Source organism: Ehrlichia chaffeensis str. Arkansas, from assembly GCF_000013145.1.
Lineage (GTDB): Bacteria > Pseudomonadota > Alphaproteobacteria > Rickettsiales > Anaplasmataceae > Ehrlichia > Ehrlichia chaffeensis.
In genome coordinates this window covers 963,681-981,928 of record NC_007799.1, presented here as the reverse complement: position 1 = coordinate 981,928, position 18,248 = coordinate 963,681, and the positions used below count along the sequence as shown (strand labels likewise).

At 31.7% G+C, this 18,248-nt stretch carries 9 protein-coding genes and 1 tRNA gene; 9 read left to right on the top strand and 1 reads right to left on the bottom strand.

Annotated elements, in window-relative coordinates; genetic code table 11:
- Window positions 1–5 precede the first annotated feature (5 nt).
- The 8 genes from rplA (at window position 6) to ECH_RS03870 (ending at window position 12,677) form a co-directional block, all read left to right on the top strand.
- Entirely contained in the window at window positions 6–668 is a 663-nt protein-coding gene (rplA, locus tag ECH_RS03905; RefSeq protein ID WP_011452918.1) for a 50S ribosomal protein L1, read from the top strand.
- Between the two features lie 16 nt (window positions 669–684).
- The gene (gene rplJ, locus ECH_RS03900) at window positions 685–1,167 is read left to right on the top strand and encodes a 50S ribosomal protein L10 (protein WP_011452917.1); all 483 of its coding nucleotides are present in this window, start codon (window positions 685–687) and stop codon (window positions 1,165–1,167) included.
- A 53-nt stretch (window positions 1,168–1,220) separates the two neighbouring features.
- Window positions 1,221–1,622, top strand: coding sequence for a 50S ribosomal protein L7/L12 (rplL, locus tag ECH_RS03895; RefSeq protein WP_006010859.1), 402 nt, complete (start codon window positions 1,221–1,223; stop codon window positions 1,620–1,622).
- Window positions 1,623–1,670: 48 nt separating this feature from the next.
- Window positions 1,671–5,813: a DNA-directed RNA polymerase subunit beta gene (gene rpoB, locus ECH_RS03890; protein ID WP_011452916.1), complete on the top strand. Its 4,143-nt coding sequence runs from the start codon at window positions 1,671–1,673 to the stop codon at window positions 5,811–5,813.
- Between the two features lie 19 nt (window positions 5,814–5,832).
- Entirely contained in the window at window positions 5,833–10,065 is a 4,233-nt protein-coding gene (rpoC, locus tag ECH_RS03885; RefSeq protein ID WP_011452915.1) for a DNA-directed RNA polymerase subunit beta', read from the top strand.
- Between the two features lie 259 nt (window positions 10,066–10,324).
- Window positions 10,325–11,428, top strand: coding sequence for an aminotransferase class I/II-fold pyridoxal phosphate-dependent enzyme (locus ECH_RS03880; RefSeq protein ID WP_011452914.1), 1,104 nt, complete (start codon window positions 10,325–10,327; stop codon window positions 11,426–11,428).
- Between the two features lie 732 nt (window positions 11,429–12,160).
- A tRNA-Arg gene (locus tag ECH_RS03875) sits at window positions 12,161–12,234 on the top strand.
- A gap of 26 nt (window positions 12,235–12,260) precedes the next feature.
- Window positions 12,261–12,677, top strand: coding sequence for a hypothetical protein (locus ECH_RS03870; protein ID WP_011452912.1), 417 nt, complete (start codon window positions 12,261–12,263; stop codon window positions 12,675–12,677).
- 123 nt (window positions 12,678–12,800) lie between these two features.
- Here ECH_RS03870 and ECH_RS03865 read toward each other — a convergent pair whose 3' ends face one another.
- On the bottom strand, window positions 12,801–13,430 hold the full coding sequence (locus ECH_RS03865; protein WP_011452911.1) for a ribonuclease HII: 630 nt from the start codon (window positions 13,428–13,430) through the stop codon (window positions 12,801–12,803).
- Window positions 13,431–14,119: 689 nt separating this feature from the next.
- Between ECH_RS03865 and ECH_RS03860 the strand changes: the two genes are divergently transcribed.
- Window positions 14,120–18,169: a polymer-forming cytoskeletal protein gene (locus ECH_RS03860; protein ID WP_011452910.1), complete on the top strand. Its 4,050-nt coding sequence runs from the start codon at window positions 14,120–14,122 to the stop codon at window positions 18,167–18,169.
- The last annotated feature ends 79 nt before the right edge of the window (window positions 18,170–18,248 follow it).

The window sequence follows — 18,248 nt, the reverse complement described above, 5'->3', positions numbered from 1 at the left end:
GTTATATGAATTCATTGATTAGTAATGAAGTTTATGATGTTGAGTCAGGTTTAAGGAAGGTTATAGAATCTGCTAAAGCTAATTTTTGTGAATCTGTAGATGTTGCAATAAATCTTAATATTAATAGTTCGAAATCTGATGAACAAGTTAGAGGATGTGTTGTACTACCTAAAGGGTTAGGGAGAGAAATAAAAGTTGCAGTGTTTGCTAAAGGTGGGTACTTGGAAATGGCTAGAGAAGCTATGGCTGATATTGTGGGTGATGAAGAGTTGATTGAAGAAGTCAAGAAAAAGCAATGTAAATTGGATGTAGATTGGTGTCTTACTACTCCAGATTTTATGGCATCAGTTTCTTCTATTGCTAAAATTCTAGGGCCTAAAGGGTTAATGCCAAATCCTAAATTTAACACAGTAACTTTTGAACTTGCTAAAGCTATTAAAATGATAAAATCTGGTCAGATTAAATTTAAATCTGATAAGACTGGTATTGTTCATGCAAAAATTGGGAATATTAAATTTTCTATAGAAGATTTGTTAGAAAACTTTAATGCAGTGATTAGTGCAGTAAAGCAGTGTAAACCTGCATCTATAAAAGGTTTATACTTTAAAGATGTATTTATTATTTCAACTATGGGAAAGTCTGTTAAAGTAGAAAATTTAAATAATTAATATTGGAGTAAAAGTAGTGAAGCGTAGCGATAAAGAATTACATTTAAGCAAAGTGGAAGGATTGTTTGTTAAGTTTAAATATTTTATAATTGCTAATTTTCAGGGTATGGTAGCTGATGATTTCTTTTCTCTAAGAAAAGAATTAAAAATGGCTAATAGTGGTTTAATGGTAGTCAAAAATAGCTTATCTCGTATTGCTTTAAAGAAAATGAACAGAGAAGAGTTAGCTGCTAAGTTTTTTGGTTCTGTATTTATTGTTTATTCAGATGACATCATAGTAATTTCAAAAATTCTTGCAAAGTTTATGAAAAGTAATAAAAGCAAGGTGAGTTTATTATGTGCATACGATAGCAATGAGGTATTAGATAGTGAGAAAATTTTATACTTTGCTAGTTTACCATCTTTAGGAGAATTACATGCACAAATAATGAGTATGATATCTTATAATATTCCGGTGAGATTGGCTTTGTGTTTAAAAGCTCTTGGCAATAAAGAGTGATACTATGTTTTAATTTTATACTTTTTTATTTTTTATGATTGGGGTTAATTATTATGAGTACTGTTGATATAGATAGTTTGGTGGAGCAAATTTGTAGCTTAGATTTATGTAAAGCAGCAGAATTAGTGGAAAAGATGGAGCAAAAGTTAGGGTTTCCTAAGGGTGGTTTGTTAACAGCTGTTCCGGCTGCAGGCGGTAATCAAGTTGAAGGTGGTGCAGCAGCAGAAGAAAAAACAGATTTCTCTGTAGTTTTTGAAAGCTATGCTGCAGATAAGAAGATTTCTGTGATTAAGGCAGTAAGAGAGTGTACTAGTTTAGGATTAAAAGAAGCAAAAGAATTTGTTGAAAAAGAAGGTGCAAAAGAATTGATAGAAGGTAAAAAGTATAAGAAAGAAGAAGCTGAAGAAATCAAGAAAAAGCTAGAAGATGCTGGAGCAAAAGTTAGTATCAAATAGTTTTTAATGTAGCTTTTATTTGTAATTTATTAATCTTGAGGGATTTTAATGTCTTCTTCTGTAACTTCTACTAAATATGTATTAAATTCTTTTAATTCAGTGCCTAGATTATCTTATGCAAAGTCAATAGATATAAAAGATTCGTTAACTGATTTAATAAAAATACAGAGGGATTCATACAATGCATTTATTGGGATAGATCAAAATACTGAAAGTGGAATAAAGAATATTTTCCAATCTATGTTTCCTATACAAGACTTATTAGGTCGGGCTGTTCTTGAGTTTGTAAGTTATAGTATTGGTGAGCCACAGTATGATGAGTATGAATGTATAAAAAGGGGTATTACTTTTTCTGTACCTATACGTATAGTTCTGCGTTTTATAGTATGGAAGGTTCAGGAAGTATCTTTCAAGGAAGTAAAATATGTAGTAGATGAAGAAACATCAGAAAAGAGTATAAAATATATAAAAGAGCAAGAGGTTTCCATAGGAGATCTTCCTACCATGACTTCTCATGGGACGTTTATCATAAATGGAATAGAAAGAGTGATAGTATCACAAATGCATCGTTCTCCTGGTGTATTTTTTGATAGTGATAAAGGAAAAACTTATAGTTCTGGGAAATTAATTTATTCGGCCAGAATTATTCCTTATAGAGGTTCATGGTTAGACTTTGAATTTGACATAAAAGATATACTTTATTTTCGCATTGATAGGAAGAGGAAGCTACCAGTCTCTTTACTTTTAAGAGCTTTAGGTTTATCTAATAATGATATTTTGGATACTTTCTATGATAAAATACGTTATGTAAAATCTGAAAAAGGATGGGTTGTTCCATTTGTTGCTGATAGATTTAGGGGTGTTAGATTATCTCATGATCTTATGGATTCAGATGGTAATGTATTGGTGAAAGCTAATACCAGAATTACTTTAAGAATGGCTAGAAAATTAGCTAATGATGGGCTTACGAAGTATTTAGTTCCATTTAATGAAATTCAAGGATTATTTATTGCTAATGATTTATTAGATTCAACTGGAAATGCTTTAATTATATCTGCAGGAGAAAATATTACTAGCGAGCATATAAACAAACTAGAATTGTTTAATATAGAGGAAATCTTTGTTTTAAATATAGATTTTCTAACAGTTGGTCCATATATTTTAAATACCTTATTTTTAGATAAAAATGTATCTTATGAAGATGCGCTGTTTGAAATATATAAAGTTTTACGTTCTGGTGAATCACCTAGTTTAGATACTATAAAAGCCTTTTTTGATGGGTTATTTTTTGAAAAAGAAAGATATGACCTATCTACTGTTGGAAGAATAAAGTTAAATGATCATCTTGGGTTAAATGTTAGTGAAGATATTACGGTACTAACTAAAGATGATATAATTCATGTCATAAAGAAATTAGTGTTATTGCGGGATGGTGAAGGTTCTGTTGATGATATCGATCATCTTGGTAATCGTAGAGTAAGATCTGTTGGTGAGTTTATTGAGAATCAGTTTAGGATTGGTATATTGCGACTTGAAAGAATGATCATGGATTATATGTCTTCGGTCAATTTTGATAATGCAATGCCATGTGATTTTGTAAATCCTAAGGTTTTGGCTACTGTTTTGAAAGATTTCTTTAGCTCTTCTCAGCTTTCCCAATTTATGGATCAGACTAATCCATTATCTGAAGTTACTCATAAACGTAGATTATCTGCTTTAGGTCCAGGTGGTTTAACTAGGGAAAGAGCAGGTTTTGAGGTTAGAGACGTACATCCAACACATTATGGAAGGATTTGTCCAATTGAAACTCCAGAAGGCCAAAATATTGGATTGATCAGTAGCTTGGCTATTTATGCCCGTATTAATAAGCATGGGTTTATTGAGAGTCCTTATAGAAAAGTGGATAAAGGAGTTGTTACTGATAAAGTAGAATACCTGTTAGCTATGCAGGAAAGTAATTATTATATAGCTGATGCTAGTGCTACTCTTGATGAGAATAATCAGTTTGTTGATGATATGCTTTATTGTAGGCATGATGGAAATTTTGTAATGGTTAAGAGGGAAGAAGTTGATTATATAGATGTTTCTCCAAAGCAAATAGTTTCAGTTGCTGCGTCTTTAATACCTTTCTTAGAGAATAATGATGCAAACCGTGCCTTAATGGGTTCTAATATGCAACGTCAAGCAGTACCTTTATTAAAAGCAGATGCTCCTTTGATTGGTACTGGTATGGAATCAATAGTTGCTGCAGGATCAGGAACAGTTGTTTTAGCTAAACGTGGAGGTATTGTTCATAGGGTAGATGGACTGTATATAGTTATTCGTGCGTTTGATCAGGAAAAAAATGAATATTTAGGTGTTGATATTTATAACTTAAGGAAATTCCAACGTTCTAATCATAATACTTGTATTAATCAGCGACCTTTAGTTAAACCTGGAGATTATGTAAAAGCAAATGATGTTATAGCTGATGGATCAGCAATTGATCAAGGTGAGCTTGCTTTGGGTAAGAATGTGTTGGTTGCGTTTATGTCTTGGCAGGGATATAACTTTGAAGATTCAATAGTTATTTCAAGTGAAGTTGTAAAGAAAGATGTATTTACTTCAATACATATAGAAGAATTTGAATGTGTAGTTAGAGATACAACGCTTGGTCCGGAAAAGATTATGAGGTCTGTTCCTGATATCAATGAGGATAGTTTATCTCATTTGGATGATGTTGGAATTGTTAATGTTGGAGCTGAAGTTTCTGCAGGAGATATTTTGGTTGGTAAAGTGACACCTAGACCACCAGTTTCTTTACCTCCAGAAACAAAATTGTTAGTTACTATTTTTGGTGAAAAAGTATTTGATTGTGTAGATTCTTCACTATATTTGCCACTTGATGTTGAAGGGACAGTAGTTGATGTGCATGTTTTTGTGCGTCGTGGTGTTGAAGAAAATGATAGATCTCTTTTAATTAAACAAAATGAAATCAATGGTTTTATAAAAGAAAGGGATTATGAAATAGATGTAGTTAGTGAGTATTTCTATGATGAATTGAAAAGAGTTTTGGTGAGTTCTGGTGTACAGTATAATAATCAGAATATAGATGATTATTTAGCATCTATTCCAAAGAAGGAATGGTGGGATATTAACTTATCTGATGAAGCTATGTTGCTTCAAGTTAAGGACTTGAAAGAAAAATTTGATTCAATGATTCAAAATGCTCATAGTAAGTTTGATCAAAAGATAGATAAATTAAACTATGGATATGATTTACCTCAAGGTGTTTTGTGTATAGTTAAAGTTTTTGTTGCAGTAAAACATAATTTACAGCCAGGAGATAAAATGGCTGGTAGACATGGTAATAAGGGGGTGATTTCTCGTATTGTACCTGTTGAAGATATGCCATACTTAGAGGATGGCACTCCTGTTGATATTATACTGAACTCTTTGGGTGTACCTTCTCGTATGAATGTTGGGCAGATTTTAGAGACGCATTTAGGATGGGCATCTGTTAATTTAGGGAAAAAGATAGGGCATATATTAGATAACCTTGATGAATTGACGGTATCTCATTTAAGAAACTTTTTATATCAAGTATATGATGGGCAAGATTTAAAAGATAATATTCAGTCTATGAGTGATGAGGATCTTTTGGTTTTTGCAGAAAGATTGCGTGATGGCGTGCCTATGGCTGCACCAGTATTTGAAGGGCCAAAAGATAGTCAAATTTCTAACTTATTAAGATTAGCTGATTTAGATGTTTCAGGGCAAGTAGATCTTTATGATGGAAGAATTGGTGAAAAATTTGATCGTAAGGTTACTGTAGGATACATATACATGTTAAAGTTACATCACTTAGTGGATGATAAAATACATGCAAGATCTGTTGGTCCATATGGGTTGGTAACTCAGCAACCATTAGGTGGAAAATCTCATTTTGGTGGTCAACGTTTTGGAGAAATGGAATGTTGGGCATTGCAAGCTTATGGAGCTGCTTATACCTTACAAGAAATGCTTACAGTAAAATCTGATGATATTGTTGGAAGAGTTAAGATTTATGAATCTATCATTAAGGGTGATAGTAATTTTGAATGTGGAATACCAGAATCCTTTAATGTAATGGTAAAAGAGTTAAGATCATTGTGTTTAGATGTTGCTTTAAAGCAAGATAAGGATTTCTTAAGTAATGAAGTGAAAGATTAATAATTAAAGGTAGTAGTATATGAAGATGTTGGATTTGTATGGCTATACTAGTATTGCGCAATCGTTTGATAAGATTTGCATATCTATAGCTAGTCCTGAAAGCATTAGAGCAATGTCGTATGGTGAAATTAAAGATATTTCTACTACTAATTACCGTACGTTTAAAGTGGAAAAGGGAGGTCTTTTTTGTCCTAAAATTTTTGGGCCAGTTAATGATGATGAATGTTTGTGCGGTAAGTATCGAAAAAAGCGTTATAGAGGCGTAGTTTGTGAAAAGTGTGGAGTTGAAGTTACATCATCTAAGGTGCGTAGAGAAAGAATGGGACATATAGAACTTGTATCTCCTGTAGCACATGTTTGGTTTTTGAAATCTCTGCCTTCGCGTATAGGTGCATTACTTGATATGCCGCTTAAGTTGATAGAAAATATTTTATATAGTGGTGATTTTGTAGTTATTGATCCAATTGCAACTCCATTGTCTAAGGGTGAAGTTATTAGTGAAAGTGCTTACAATCAAGCAAAAGATAATTATGGAGAAGATAGTTTTCTTGCTTTAACTGGAGCTGAAGCTATTAGGGAGTTGTTAGTGCGGTTGGATTTGCATGCAATTAATGCAAATCTTAGAGTAGAGTTGGAATCTACAACTTCAGAAATGAAGAGAAAAAAAATAGTAAAAAGATTGCGTATTGTTGAGAATTTTATAAATTCTGGTAACAAACCTGAGTGGATGATATTAACAGTTATACCAATTTTGCCACCTGATTTAAGACCACTTGTTTCTTTAGAAAATGGAAGACCAGCAGTTTCTGATTTAAACCATCATTATCGGACAATTATTAACCGTAATAATAGATTGGGTAAGTTATTAAAATTAAATCCACCTGCGATTATGATCCGTAATGAAAAGAGAATGCTACAAGAAGCAGTAGATGCTCTTTTTGATAGTACACGTCGTAGCTATGTTTCTAATAAGGCAGGGAGTGTAGGGTACAAGAAATCATTAAGTGATATGTTAAAGGGCAAGCAAGGGCGTTTTAGACAAAACTTGCTAGGAAAAAGGGTAGATTATTCTGGTAGATCAGTAATAGTTGTTGGTCCTAACTTAAAATTGCACCAATGTGGATTACCTAAGAAAATGGCGTTAGAATTGTTTAAACCGTTTATTTGTTCAAAGTTAAAAATGTATGGTATTGTGCCAACAGTAAAATTGGCAAATAAAATGATACAAAATGAAAAGCCAGAAGTTTGGGATATCTTAGATGAAGTAATACATGAACATCCAATATTATTAAATAGAGCACCTACTTTGCATAGATTAGGTATACAAGCATTTGATCCAGTTTTGATAGAAGGTAAAGCAATACAATTACATCCTTTAGTGTGTAGTGCTTTTAATGCTGATTTTGATGGTGACCAAATGGCAGTACATATTCCATTATCATTGGAAGCTCAACTTGAAGCTAGGATATTAATGATGTCTACTAATAATATCTTAAGTCCTTCTAATGGTAAGCCAATAATTGTTCCTTCAAAGGACATAGTGCTTGGAATATATTACTTAACTTTACAAGATCAAGTTCAATCTGAAGATGAGATATTATTCTTTGGTGATTTTAGTCATGTGGAATACGCTTTACATAACAAAGATGTGCATTTATGTAGTCAAATTAAGTATAGAATGACTTATTGTAATTATGATACATCGGATGGGAAGCCTTCATATTATTCTAAAATAATTGAAACAACTCCTGGTAGGTTGATATTATGGCAGATATTTCCACAACATAAAAATTTGACTTTTGATTTAATAAATCAAGTTTTAACTGTAAAAGAGATTACATCTATAGTTGATTTGGTATATCGTAGTTGTGGTCAAAGTGAGACTGTTGAATTTTCAGATAAGTTGATGTCTCTTGGTTTTAAATATGCTTCGCAGTCTGGTATTTCATTTGGATGTAAAGATATGATTATTCCAGATACAAAGACAATGCATGTAGATAATGCTAGTGAAAAAATCAAAGAATTTGCTGTTCAATATCAAGATGGTTTAATTACAAGAAGTGAAAGATACAATAAAGTAATAGATGAATGGTCTAAGTGTACTGACTTGATAGCTAAAGATATGATGAAAGCTATTTCTGTATATGATGTAGAAAGTAAATTAAATTCCATTTACATGATGGCTCATTCTGGTGCTAGAGGATCTGCATCACAGATGAAACAATTAGCAGGAATGAGAGGATTAATGGCTAAACCATCAGGTGAAATTATTGAAACTCCTATAATATCTAATTTCCGTGAAGGGTTGAATGTATTTGAATATTTCAATTCGACTCACGGAGCAAGAAAAGGTTTAGCAGATACCGCTTTGAAAACTGCGAATTCCGGATATTTAACTCGTAGGCTTGTTGATGTTGCTCAGGATTGTATAGTTGTTGAGTACGATTGTAAAACACACAATGGATTTGCAATAAGGTCTGTTGTTGAAGGTGGGACTGTAGTTGAAACATTAGATAATATAATACTTGGAAGAGTTGCTGCTGTTGATGTTTATAATCCTATTACTGAAGAGTTACTTGTTAAAGCTGGAGAGTTAATAGATGAAGCTAAAGTTGAAAAAATAAAAATAGCAGGATTAGATGCTGTAAAAGTGAGATCTCCTCTTACTTGTGAAGCGAAGAAAGGTATTTGTGCTTTGTGCTATGGTAGAGATCTTGCTATTGGTGATGTTGTATCAATAGGTGAAGCTGTTGGTGTAATAGCAGCTCAGTCTGTTGGTGAACCTGGAACACAGTTGACTATGCGTACTTTCCATGTAGGTGGTACTGCAATGAGAGGTGTTGAAACTTCAAACTTAATAGCGTTATTAGATGCTAAGGTAAAGTTAGTAAACAGTAATATCGTTGAAGACAAGCATGGTAATAAGATTGTCATGAGTAGATCTTGTGAAGTAGTGTTACTTGATAGTGTAGGCAATGAAAAAATGCGTCATAATGTACCTTATGGAGCAAGACTTTATGTTGATGATGGTCAGTTAGTAAAAATTACAGAAAAAATTGCTGAGTGGGATCCATATACAATGCCTATTATTACAGAAAAAACAGGTATCATTAAGTATATGGATTTAATAGATGGTGTGTCTATCAATGAAGTCTTGGATGAATCTACTGGTATTTCTAACAGAGTAGTAGTTGATTGGAAATTACATTTACAGGGTGCTAACCTCAGACCTAGGTTAGTTCTAATTGATGATAATGATAATATAATAACATTATCCAATGGTTTGGAGGCAAATTATTTCATACCAATAGGGGCAGTGTTAAATGTTCAGGATGGACAAAAAGTTCATGCTGGAGATGTAATAACAAGAATTCCAAGAGATTCTATAAAAACTAGAGATATTACAGGGGGGTTACCAAGAGTAATTGAATTGTTTGAAGCACGTCGTCCAAAAGAACATGCTATAGTAAGTGATATTGATGGTTATGTTGAATTTGGAAAAGATTATTATAGATCTAAAAGACGTATATTTATTAAGCCAGTCAGTGATACCTTATCACCTGTTGAGTATTTAGTACCTAAAGGTAAGCATACTATTGTAAATGAGGGAGATTTTGTACATAAAGGGGATTTATTAATGGATGGTGATCCTGATCCTCATGATATATTACGTGTTTTAGGAGTTGAAGCATTAGCAAATTATATGATTTCTGAAATTCAGCAGGTTTATAGGTTACAGGGTGTGCGTATTGATAATAAACACATAGAAATAATCTTAAGACAAATGTTGCAAAAAGTTGAAATATTTGAACCAGGAGACACTATGTATTTGGTTGGTGAAAATATAGACATGGAAGAAGTAATAAAGACTAATGATAATATGGTAAAAATGGGTAAATCTCCTGCTAAATATGCTCCAATACTTCAAGGTATTACTAGAGCGAGTCTTGATACTAACTCATTTGTTTCTGCAGCGTCATTCCAGGAAACAACAAAAGTATTAACAGAAGCAGCCTTTTCTGGTAAGGAAGACTCTTTATATGGGTTAAAAGAGAATGTAATAGTAGGTCGATTAATACCTGCAGGTACAGGGTTCTTAATGAATAAGATAAAGAAGTTGTCTTTATTAAATAAAGAGGACTATTCTATGTATTATAATAATGAATATCAAGATTCAGCATTACTCCAAAATGATAATAATGCTTTTAACCAGGAACTGCATAAAGATACTGGAAATATTGTTGATTATTAAAGCATCTAAGTCTTAATTATTGATGGGTGGAGAGGTGGTTCTTCTTCTTGTGAAGAGATGTAAATTATATGGTAGTGTTTCTTTCTGTTTGTGGGTGCATCTCAATTAAAAGGATGATATGTAAAGTAAATTATTACTTCTTACTATGTTTCGATAGGGTTTTTTTGTAGTGAGAACTTGTATTTGAGTGTATTTTGTCAAAAGTCCAAAATAGGGGTAGCTGATAAATATTAAGTTACAGTGCTGTGGAGTTTTTCATATGTTGGATGAAATATTAAATCAAGAACTTATTAAATTAAAGGTTGATAATTTATATAGAGAACCTTCTACTGTAACTAGATCTGAAGTAGGTTGTTTGGTTTGTCAAAATAACGAGAGATTAGTTTCCTTCTCTTGTAATGATTATTTAGGGTTAATAGGTCATCCTTTATTAAAAGAGTCAGCTATAAATGCGATAAATAATTATGGTGTAGGTGCTGGTGCCTCACGCATGGTTACAGGGAATAATATCCTTTATCAATGCTTAGAAGATAAATTAGCAAAGTTATATCATACAGAAATGGCTTTAGTATTTAGTAGTGGTTATTTAACAAATGTAGGTGTTATTTCTGCTTTAGTGCATAGACATGATATGATCATTTCTGACAAATTAGTACATTCTTCTATTATAGATGGTATTAAACTTTCTTCTGCTAAGCATTATAGGTTTGAGCATAATGATTATGGACATTGTGAAGATATATTAAAAAAATATAGGAGGTTACATAAGTACTGTTTTATTGTAGTTGAGCAAGTGTATAGTATGAATGGTGATATTGCTCCAATTGATCAGTTAAAAAAATTGGCGGAAAAATATAGTGCGTGGCTTATTGTGGATTGTGCTCATGGATTTGGATTAATACCTTGTGCTAATTCAGATATATACATTGGTACTTTATCTAAAGCAGTTGGTGTTTTAGGTGGATATGTATGTGCATCGGAGGTTGTTATAAAGTATATACAGAATAAAGCTAAAACTTTTATATATACGACTGCTCTACCTCCGATGGTTATTGCTGCTGCGAATGCTGCGTTGGATATTATAAGTGCATCTGTTAATGATATACCTATTAAATTGGCTAAATTTTTTTGTAAAAATCTGAATCTTGCTGAACCTAGTAGTCATATAGTACCATTAATTATGAAAAATATGAATAGCGTTTTACATGCACAGCAAGTGTTAAGGGAAGCAGGTTTTCTTGTTGTGGCAATACGTCCTCCTACTGTACCGACTCCAAGACTGAGATTTGTATTTAGTGTGAATCATAGCTTATCAGATATAGAGAAATTGTGTGAAGTTATAAAACGAAATAAGTTAGCCTAAACAACTGCTATTGCATGAAAACATAATATTAGTATTTATCTTAGTATAAAAGTGATAAGTGGACCTGTTTATTATCATTAAAAAGTAAAGCATGTTACTTTGTATTAATTGTGAAGTTATAAAATGAAATAAGTTAGCCTAAACAACTGCTATTGCATGAAAATATAATATTAATATTTATCTTAGTATAACAGTGATAAGTGGACCTGTTTGTTATCATTAAAAAGTAAAGCATGTTATGTTTGTATTAATTGTGAAGTTATAAAATGAAATAAGTTAGCCTAAACAACTGCTATTGCATGAAAATATAATATTAATATTTATCTTAGTATAACAGTGATAAGTAGATCTGTTTATTATCACTTAAAAGTAAAGCATGTTACTGTTTATATTAATATTGAAGAAGGTTTAAGTGGTGTTACTCATATTTAATTACATGTTATATAGAATATTTTTGTAGATTTAAAATCGTAGCATATTTTTGGCTAATATTGGAATGAGGATTGTTTTGTTATTTGAATAATAATATTAGAGTCTGTTGATAATTTAGGAATATTAATAATAGATGCTAAAGAGACTTTAGGAATTCTCTGTAAAATTTGTGTTATGACATTAATAAAATAAAAGGAAGTGCAAAGTGCCTATTATATGAAATATCTGCTGTGGATTTGGAATGAAGAGTTGAAAATTTGTTTACATTGTATAGATAATCTATATGATTGAAAGTGTGTTGGGGCTGTAGCTCAGTAGGATAGAGCGTTGGATTCCTAATCCGAAGGCCGTGCGTTCAAATCGCACCAGTCCCGTGGAATATGTGATAGTGTATCTATAGATGATAGAAATTTATAGTTTATTATTCGTTGATAGTTTTGTAGCTGCTCTTATTTTACCATTAAATAAAATATTGATATTTAAAATAATGGCTTATTTTGGGGGTTATAGTTATCCTTTGATGCTTTTAGTATCAACGTTAGGTGCAGTTATAGGAGGGGTGATTAACTGGGTATTGGGTAGAATGATAATTTTTGCACGTGTGGAGTATCATAAAGTGCAGGATGATTATGGAAAATTAGGTGTTTATATAAAGTTAGCCTTAATGTTGTTAACATTGCTATGTTCTTGGATTCCAGTATGGGGAGGCATAGTTAATGTATTATCAGGATATTTCAGAGTAGAAATGTTGAAACTAGTAGTATTACTTTTTTTATCATATTTAGGGTATCTTACTTATTGTATAATAACTTTATAAATAGCTGGTGTTAAGGAAATTAGAAGTTGAGTACTTTTATACAGTGTTGATTAAATAGGTGGTATTTAGAGTATAGTGTGAATTTATAGAGTGTGTTTTAAATCAATAGTAGTGAGGTTTTTATCATTTATTGTAAAGTTTAGTTATCCCTGATGCTGGGGCAAATGTATTTCTGTGGTGTATAGTTTTACCATACTTATGTAAAGACTCTAAATGATGTTTAGTACCATACCCTTTATTTTTGTTCCAGTTGTATTGTGGGAATTGTATGTGTAGTGTTTCCATTAGTTTATCTCGTGTGACTTTTGCAATTATAGATGCTGCTGCAATTGATATACTTATGTTATCTCCATCTACAACGGCTTTTGCATTCCATGGTAGCTCTGGAACTTTATTTCCATCTACTATTACATAATCTATATTAGAATTTAACCCTCTAAGTGCCCTTTGCATAGCAATATGTGTAGCATTTAGTATATTATACTGGTCAATTTCATGCACTTCAGCAAGCCCTATACTCCATTTTACCATAGGAGTGATTATATTATAAATTTCTAGCCTTTTTTTTGGAGTGAGTTTTTTTGAATCTTGAATATTGTATGTGATGTGATTGTCATGTTTTGGAAAAAAAACAGCAGCTGATACTACAGGGCCAGCTAATGAACCATATCCTACTTCGTCAACTCCTACTATAGTACAGTGTTTATTATTTATTAATTTTGATATTTCATTTTCTATAGAAAAATCTGGCATAAAGCTTATTTTAGGTTTTAGTAAGGATTAGTTGTAAAGTATATTTATACTTTAGATTTGCTTGTGAAGAAAGTTTTTTAGCGTTTAAAGGTAGAGGATTATGTATTAATACATATTATAGAAAGTTGTAGTTTAAATGAAAGCTACAAAGTGATATTAATATTTTTACTTATTATATTAATTTTTATATTGACCATTATCTTTTCTTATTCATATAATAGCATGCTTATATGTTAATTAGTGTAAAGGTAGAAAAATTTGTGTAAATAATGTTGTATAAAGAAAATTGATATAACGGTTTTTTTAAATATGGTAGCATATTTTTGATTAATATTGAAGAATGTACTGTTTTGTTGTTTGAAGGATGATATTAGAGTCTGTTGATAATTTAGTTCTAGATTCTAACTATGGCTTTATCTAACTTTATAATGACAAGGGCTTTTTTAAGAGTTTTGATCTGTAGTGTACTGTTTAGTGAGCTAATTAAGTAGTGTTCAATATACTTGTGTTTATTTGAGCACAGCTTTGTATTGCGTAAGTTTTTACCAATCAATTTTATAAGTTTAATGCGGATGTGTAAGTAAGAGCTGACAATTGTTTAATGGAAAATAGATGAGGGAACTTTTGTATAAAAATAGTAAAGATATTAATTATCATAGTAAAATTTTTGATAATTTGAGTTTGTGCTGATGTTAAAATATTGTGTTACTGATAGTAGTAGAGAACGTTCTATCCCGCAATGTACTACTCAATGTGATAAAACAAGCCGTACTATTACTGATTTTAATGGTCGAAAGCCGTATATGATAAAAAGATATTTTGTTCAATTTGGTTCTCATAAAGAGATTATAAAAGACTTAAATGATAGGGTAAGACACGTATATATTGAAATGTGTGATCTTATTAATCAGTTGTCTAAAGAAGATAGTAGGGCTTTCTTTTCTACTTTGTGCTCTTCTTGTATGACAAGTTTTTTTTATGACTTGAGCTATCTTCAATATGACTTGAGTATTTTTCTTGGATGTCAATCGCGTTTATTGGAAAAGGTACCTAATATTGTAATCAGTGAAGATACGCTGTGTAAATTGTGTGAAGATCTTGTATCGAATTACTTTAGTATTAATAATATTTTGTTATCAGATGCAGCTGTTTCTTCAGAACAAGCAATAGAAAGTGCAGGTAGTGCTACTGCTTCTACTGGGGTAGGCTCTGTAAGTAAACAGCAAGATATGGGTGGTGGTCTTGGTGTTGTTAGTGATGGTAACACATTGTTGATAGGCGGACAGATGGAATCTGTATTATGTGTAATGAGACAGACGCAAAATATTTTACTAAGATTGCAACGGCAATGTCATAGTTCTAATCAATTTATGGCGAGTTCTGTAGATTTTCCTTCTGAACAATTTAGCGATGTAAAAGTAGGGATACATAATTTTCAAATATCTCTGGATAATATGTTTAGGATATTGAAAAGGTTAAATAGTGTGTTGAATATAATATTATTGGAAAATGAAGAAAAAAAGTCGGAATTTTCAGCCATAGAATCAAGCATATGTCAGAATGGTAGTGACCCTAGATTGGTTAAAGTATTGATTCTAAATCATATGTTAAATCAAAAGAGATCTAGATTATCTAGGATGAGTTATCAAAGTGTGTCTAGCTCAAGAGAAAGAGAATCGTGTGATTCTATAGATATGAATGAAACGGTTGAACATGTGGTACTAACGAGTGAAGAATATAGTACTCAATTCTCAGAGATTAGTTATGGTAGTGATGAATGTTTTGAGGAAAATAAATCAGGTAGTGCTAGCAGTGTAGCAGATGGCAGAAGTATAGCAGATGGCTTAAGATATGATATTCCTTTGAAAAAGCCTATACCTGTGAATGTTGTTGATCAGAAGATGAGTGGTACGGATGTTCCATCATGTGGTGGGGAATGCGATATCCATTCTTCAAAAATTAATGATAGTAGTAGTCAACGTTTTGGAAAGTATAAGTTGAATAGTACTAGTAGTGTAGCAGATGGCTTAAGATATGATATTCCTTTGAAAAAGCCTATACCTGTGAATGTTGTTGATCAGAAGATGAGTGGTACGGATGTTCCATCATGTGGTGAGGAATGCGATATCCATTCTTCAAAAATTAATGATAGTAGTAGTCAACGTTTTGGAAAGTATAAATTGAATAGTACTAGTAGTGTAGCAGATGGCTCAAGATATGATGTTCCTTTAAAGATGCCTATGCCTGTGAATATTGTTGATCAGAAGATGAGTGGTATGAATGTTCCATCATGTGGTGAGGAATGCAATATCCATTCTTCAAAAATTGATGATAGTAGTAGTCAACATTTTGGAAAGGACAAATTGAATAGTACTAGCAGTGTAGCAGATGGCTCAAGATATGATGTTCCTTTAAAAAAGCCTATACCTGTGAATGTTGTTGATCAAAGAATAACTGATATGAGTGTTCCATCAACTAGTGGAGAAACTAACGTTGATTTCTTTTCGTCAATAGATGGTCATTTTACTATTACAAGTGAATCTGGTCAGCTGGTGGAGTCTGCAACGTTACACTTTGGTTCAGATGTTAAGGTAGAATGCGGTCAGAGTATCTCAAGTAATATCCAAAGTAGCTTTGTTGTACAAGATGGAGTGACTAGTGAAAGAGATTGTATTTCTGATAAGATGTGTACGCTTGTAAATCATCAAGTATTTCAGTACATGAAAAGTGAAGAAGGTAGGAATGATTTGTTAAAAATATTGATTGATGATGTGGGTGGTATTGATCGATTAGTTAAGGTATTAGTTCCAGAAATAGGTAAGGATGCTCTTATAGATATGTTCCCTACTATGTCTTTATTTGATATTGAAAGTAACCTAAGTGATGTTGTTATGAAAGATGATGAAGGTGTTTTTATAAGGTATTGTAAGGATGGTAAATTGAAGCCAATGCATTTATTACAAGAGTTTATCTCTTATGTGAATACCAGAAATCAGGGGGAAATTGAAGAGACTGTAGTATCAGAACAATTGCATGGTACTATAAGTAAGCATTTGAGATCTAATATAAGAAGCTACAGTAGAAGTAGAGACGTTGTTTTAAGAAGAAGTAATTCGGCTAGAATAAGTGGTGAACAACGTTTTGAAAATATTATGGTTTGTCAAGATATTAATGTCACAGATGATATTGCTGGTCATATAAAATGTAAAAGTTCGGATGTTGTGTTAACAAATAGTGGGACTAGAAAATCACAGTCTTTTAGAGGTGTATCTCAATTGTATTCTAAAGAACGCCCTTTACTTGTTGATTATGCAAGATCATATGACTGTTCAAGTAGACAAGATGTTTCACTTGGTTGTGTTTCAAGTTTGAAGAGATCTATATTTAACAAAGGGAGTAATTTAAGCTGTAGGTATGTAATTTATAATGATGTTATGTTAGGGGATTTTGTAAAAAATACATTTGATAATTTGCGTAAATCTGTCAGCACGGTTTTAAAGTTTACAGATAAACTATCTATGCAAGATGATAGTATCTTATTGCATTGGGTCTTGTTCTGTATAATAAATAACCCAAATTTTGATAAGTGTGAATCTGTTATTATGAACGATTTAAAGTCGTGTCGTTTGTATTATAAAATGATTATTTCAGTATATCATTTGTATTATAACAAAATTACTTCAGTGCCTAATTGTCAAAATTTACTTTTACATGTTAAGAATCTACAAGATATGTGCTGGGTAGGTTCTTATGTGAAACCTATTCATACTTTATTTCATAAAGGAGAAATGAAGGGTGTATATTTTTGTGTTGGTAAGGATTATGTAAAATGTAAAATACAACAATATATAGGTACGATAAATGTAAGTAGTGTTGCTAAGTTAAGAGAGGTCTTTAAGGTTATCGATTTAGAAAGTATTACTCAAGAGAATCTTGATTCATTTGTAGTAAAGGATAATTTAATTGTCTCGTTTAAGTATTTTAAATCTGCTAGTGGTAATTGTCGGTTAGATGCATCTAAATATAGTAATGTAATTATAAAAGGTGACATTCCTGTACATGTGACTTTGCATTGTAATAATGTTTTTGTATATGGTAATGTGAAGGGAAGATTGTTGTCGTGTCGTGATTCAGTAAGAATTGAGGGATCAGTTAGTGGGAGTATTGAAGCTAAACACAGTGGAATAGATACATCTATGGTTTTCATTGCAGGTAATGTAGAAAAATCTTCAATAGTAAAAGTTGAAAACAGTGTAGTGGAAGTTTGTGGCAATGTTTATGGTAATATTGAAGTAAGAAGTAGTAATGTCATACTAAGGGGAAATGTATATAAAGGAAGTTGTGTAGTTGTTATGCTTGGAATGTATTTATATTTTTCTTCCATTGCTAAGGGTAATTTTTTTCTAAGGGGAATAAAGCACGTATTTATTAATGGAATTATTGACACTAGTAATTTATGTGCGCATGAATGTAATTTTTATATTAAAGAAAATAGAATATTTAAACTTAGTAATGCATGTATAGATTGTGAAGTCAAGTTTTTATCTCGTGACCTTGATGTACTAGAGTTACAAAGTGTAATGAATAAAAAAGTGCTTGAGAGAGATACTGAAAGTATACAAACCAAAGCTCTGTGTAATCAAGCAATTAACATAGATCAGGGTAGTCATATGCAGCAAGTTAGTCACTGTGTTCATGATGTCAAAATTAATCACTTGTCAGATTTAATGACAATATGAATTTACAACTTTAGATTATTTCTATGACAATTACTAAATTGTTGTATGAACACCAAAGGATATATTATTGTCTATTATT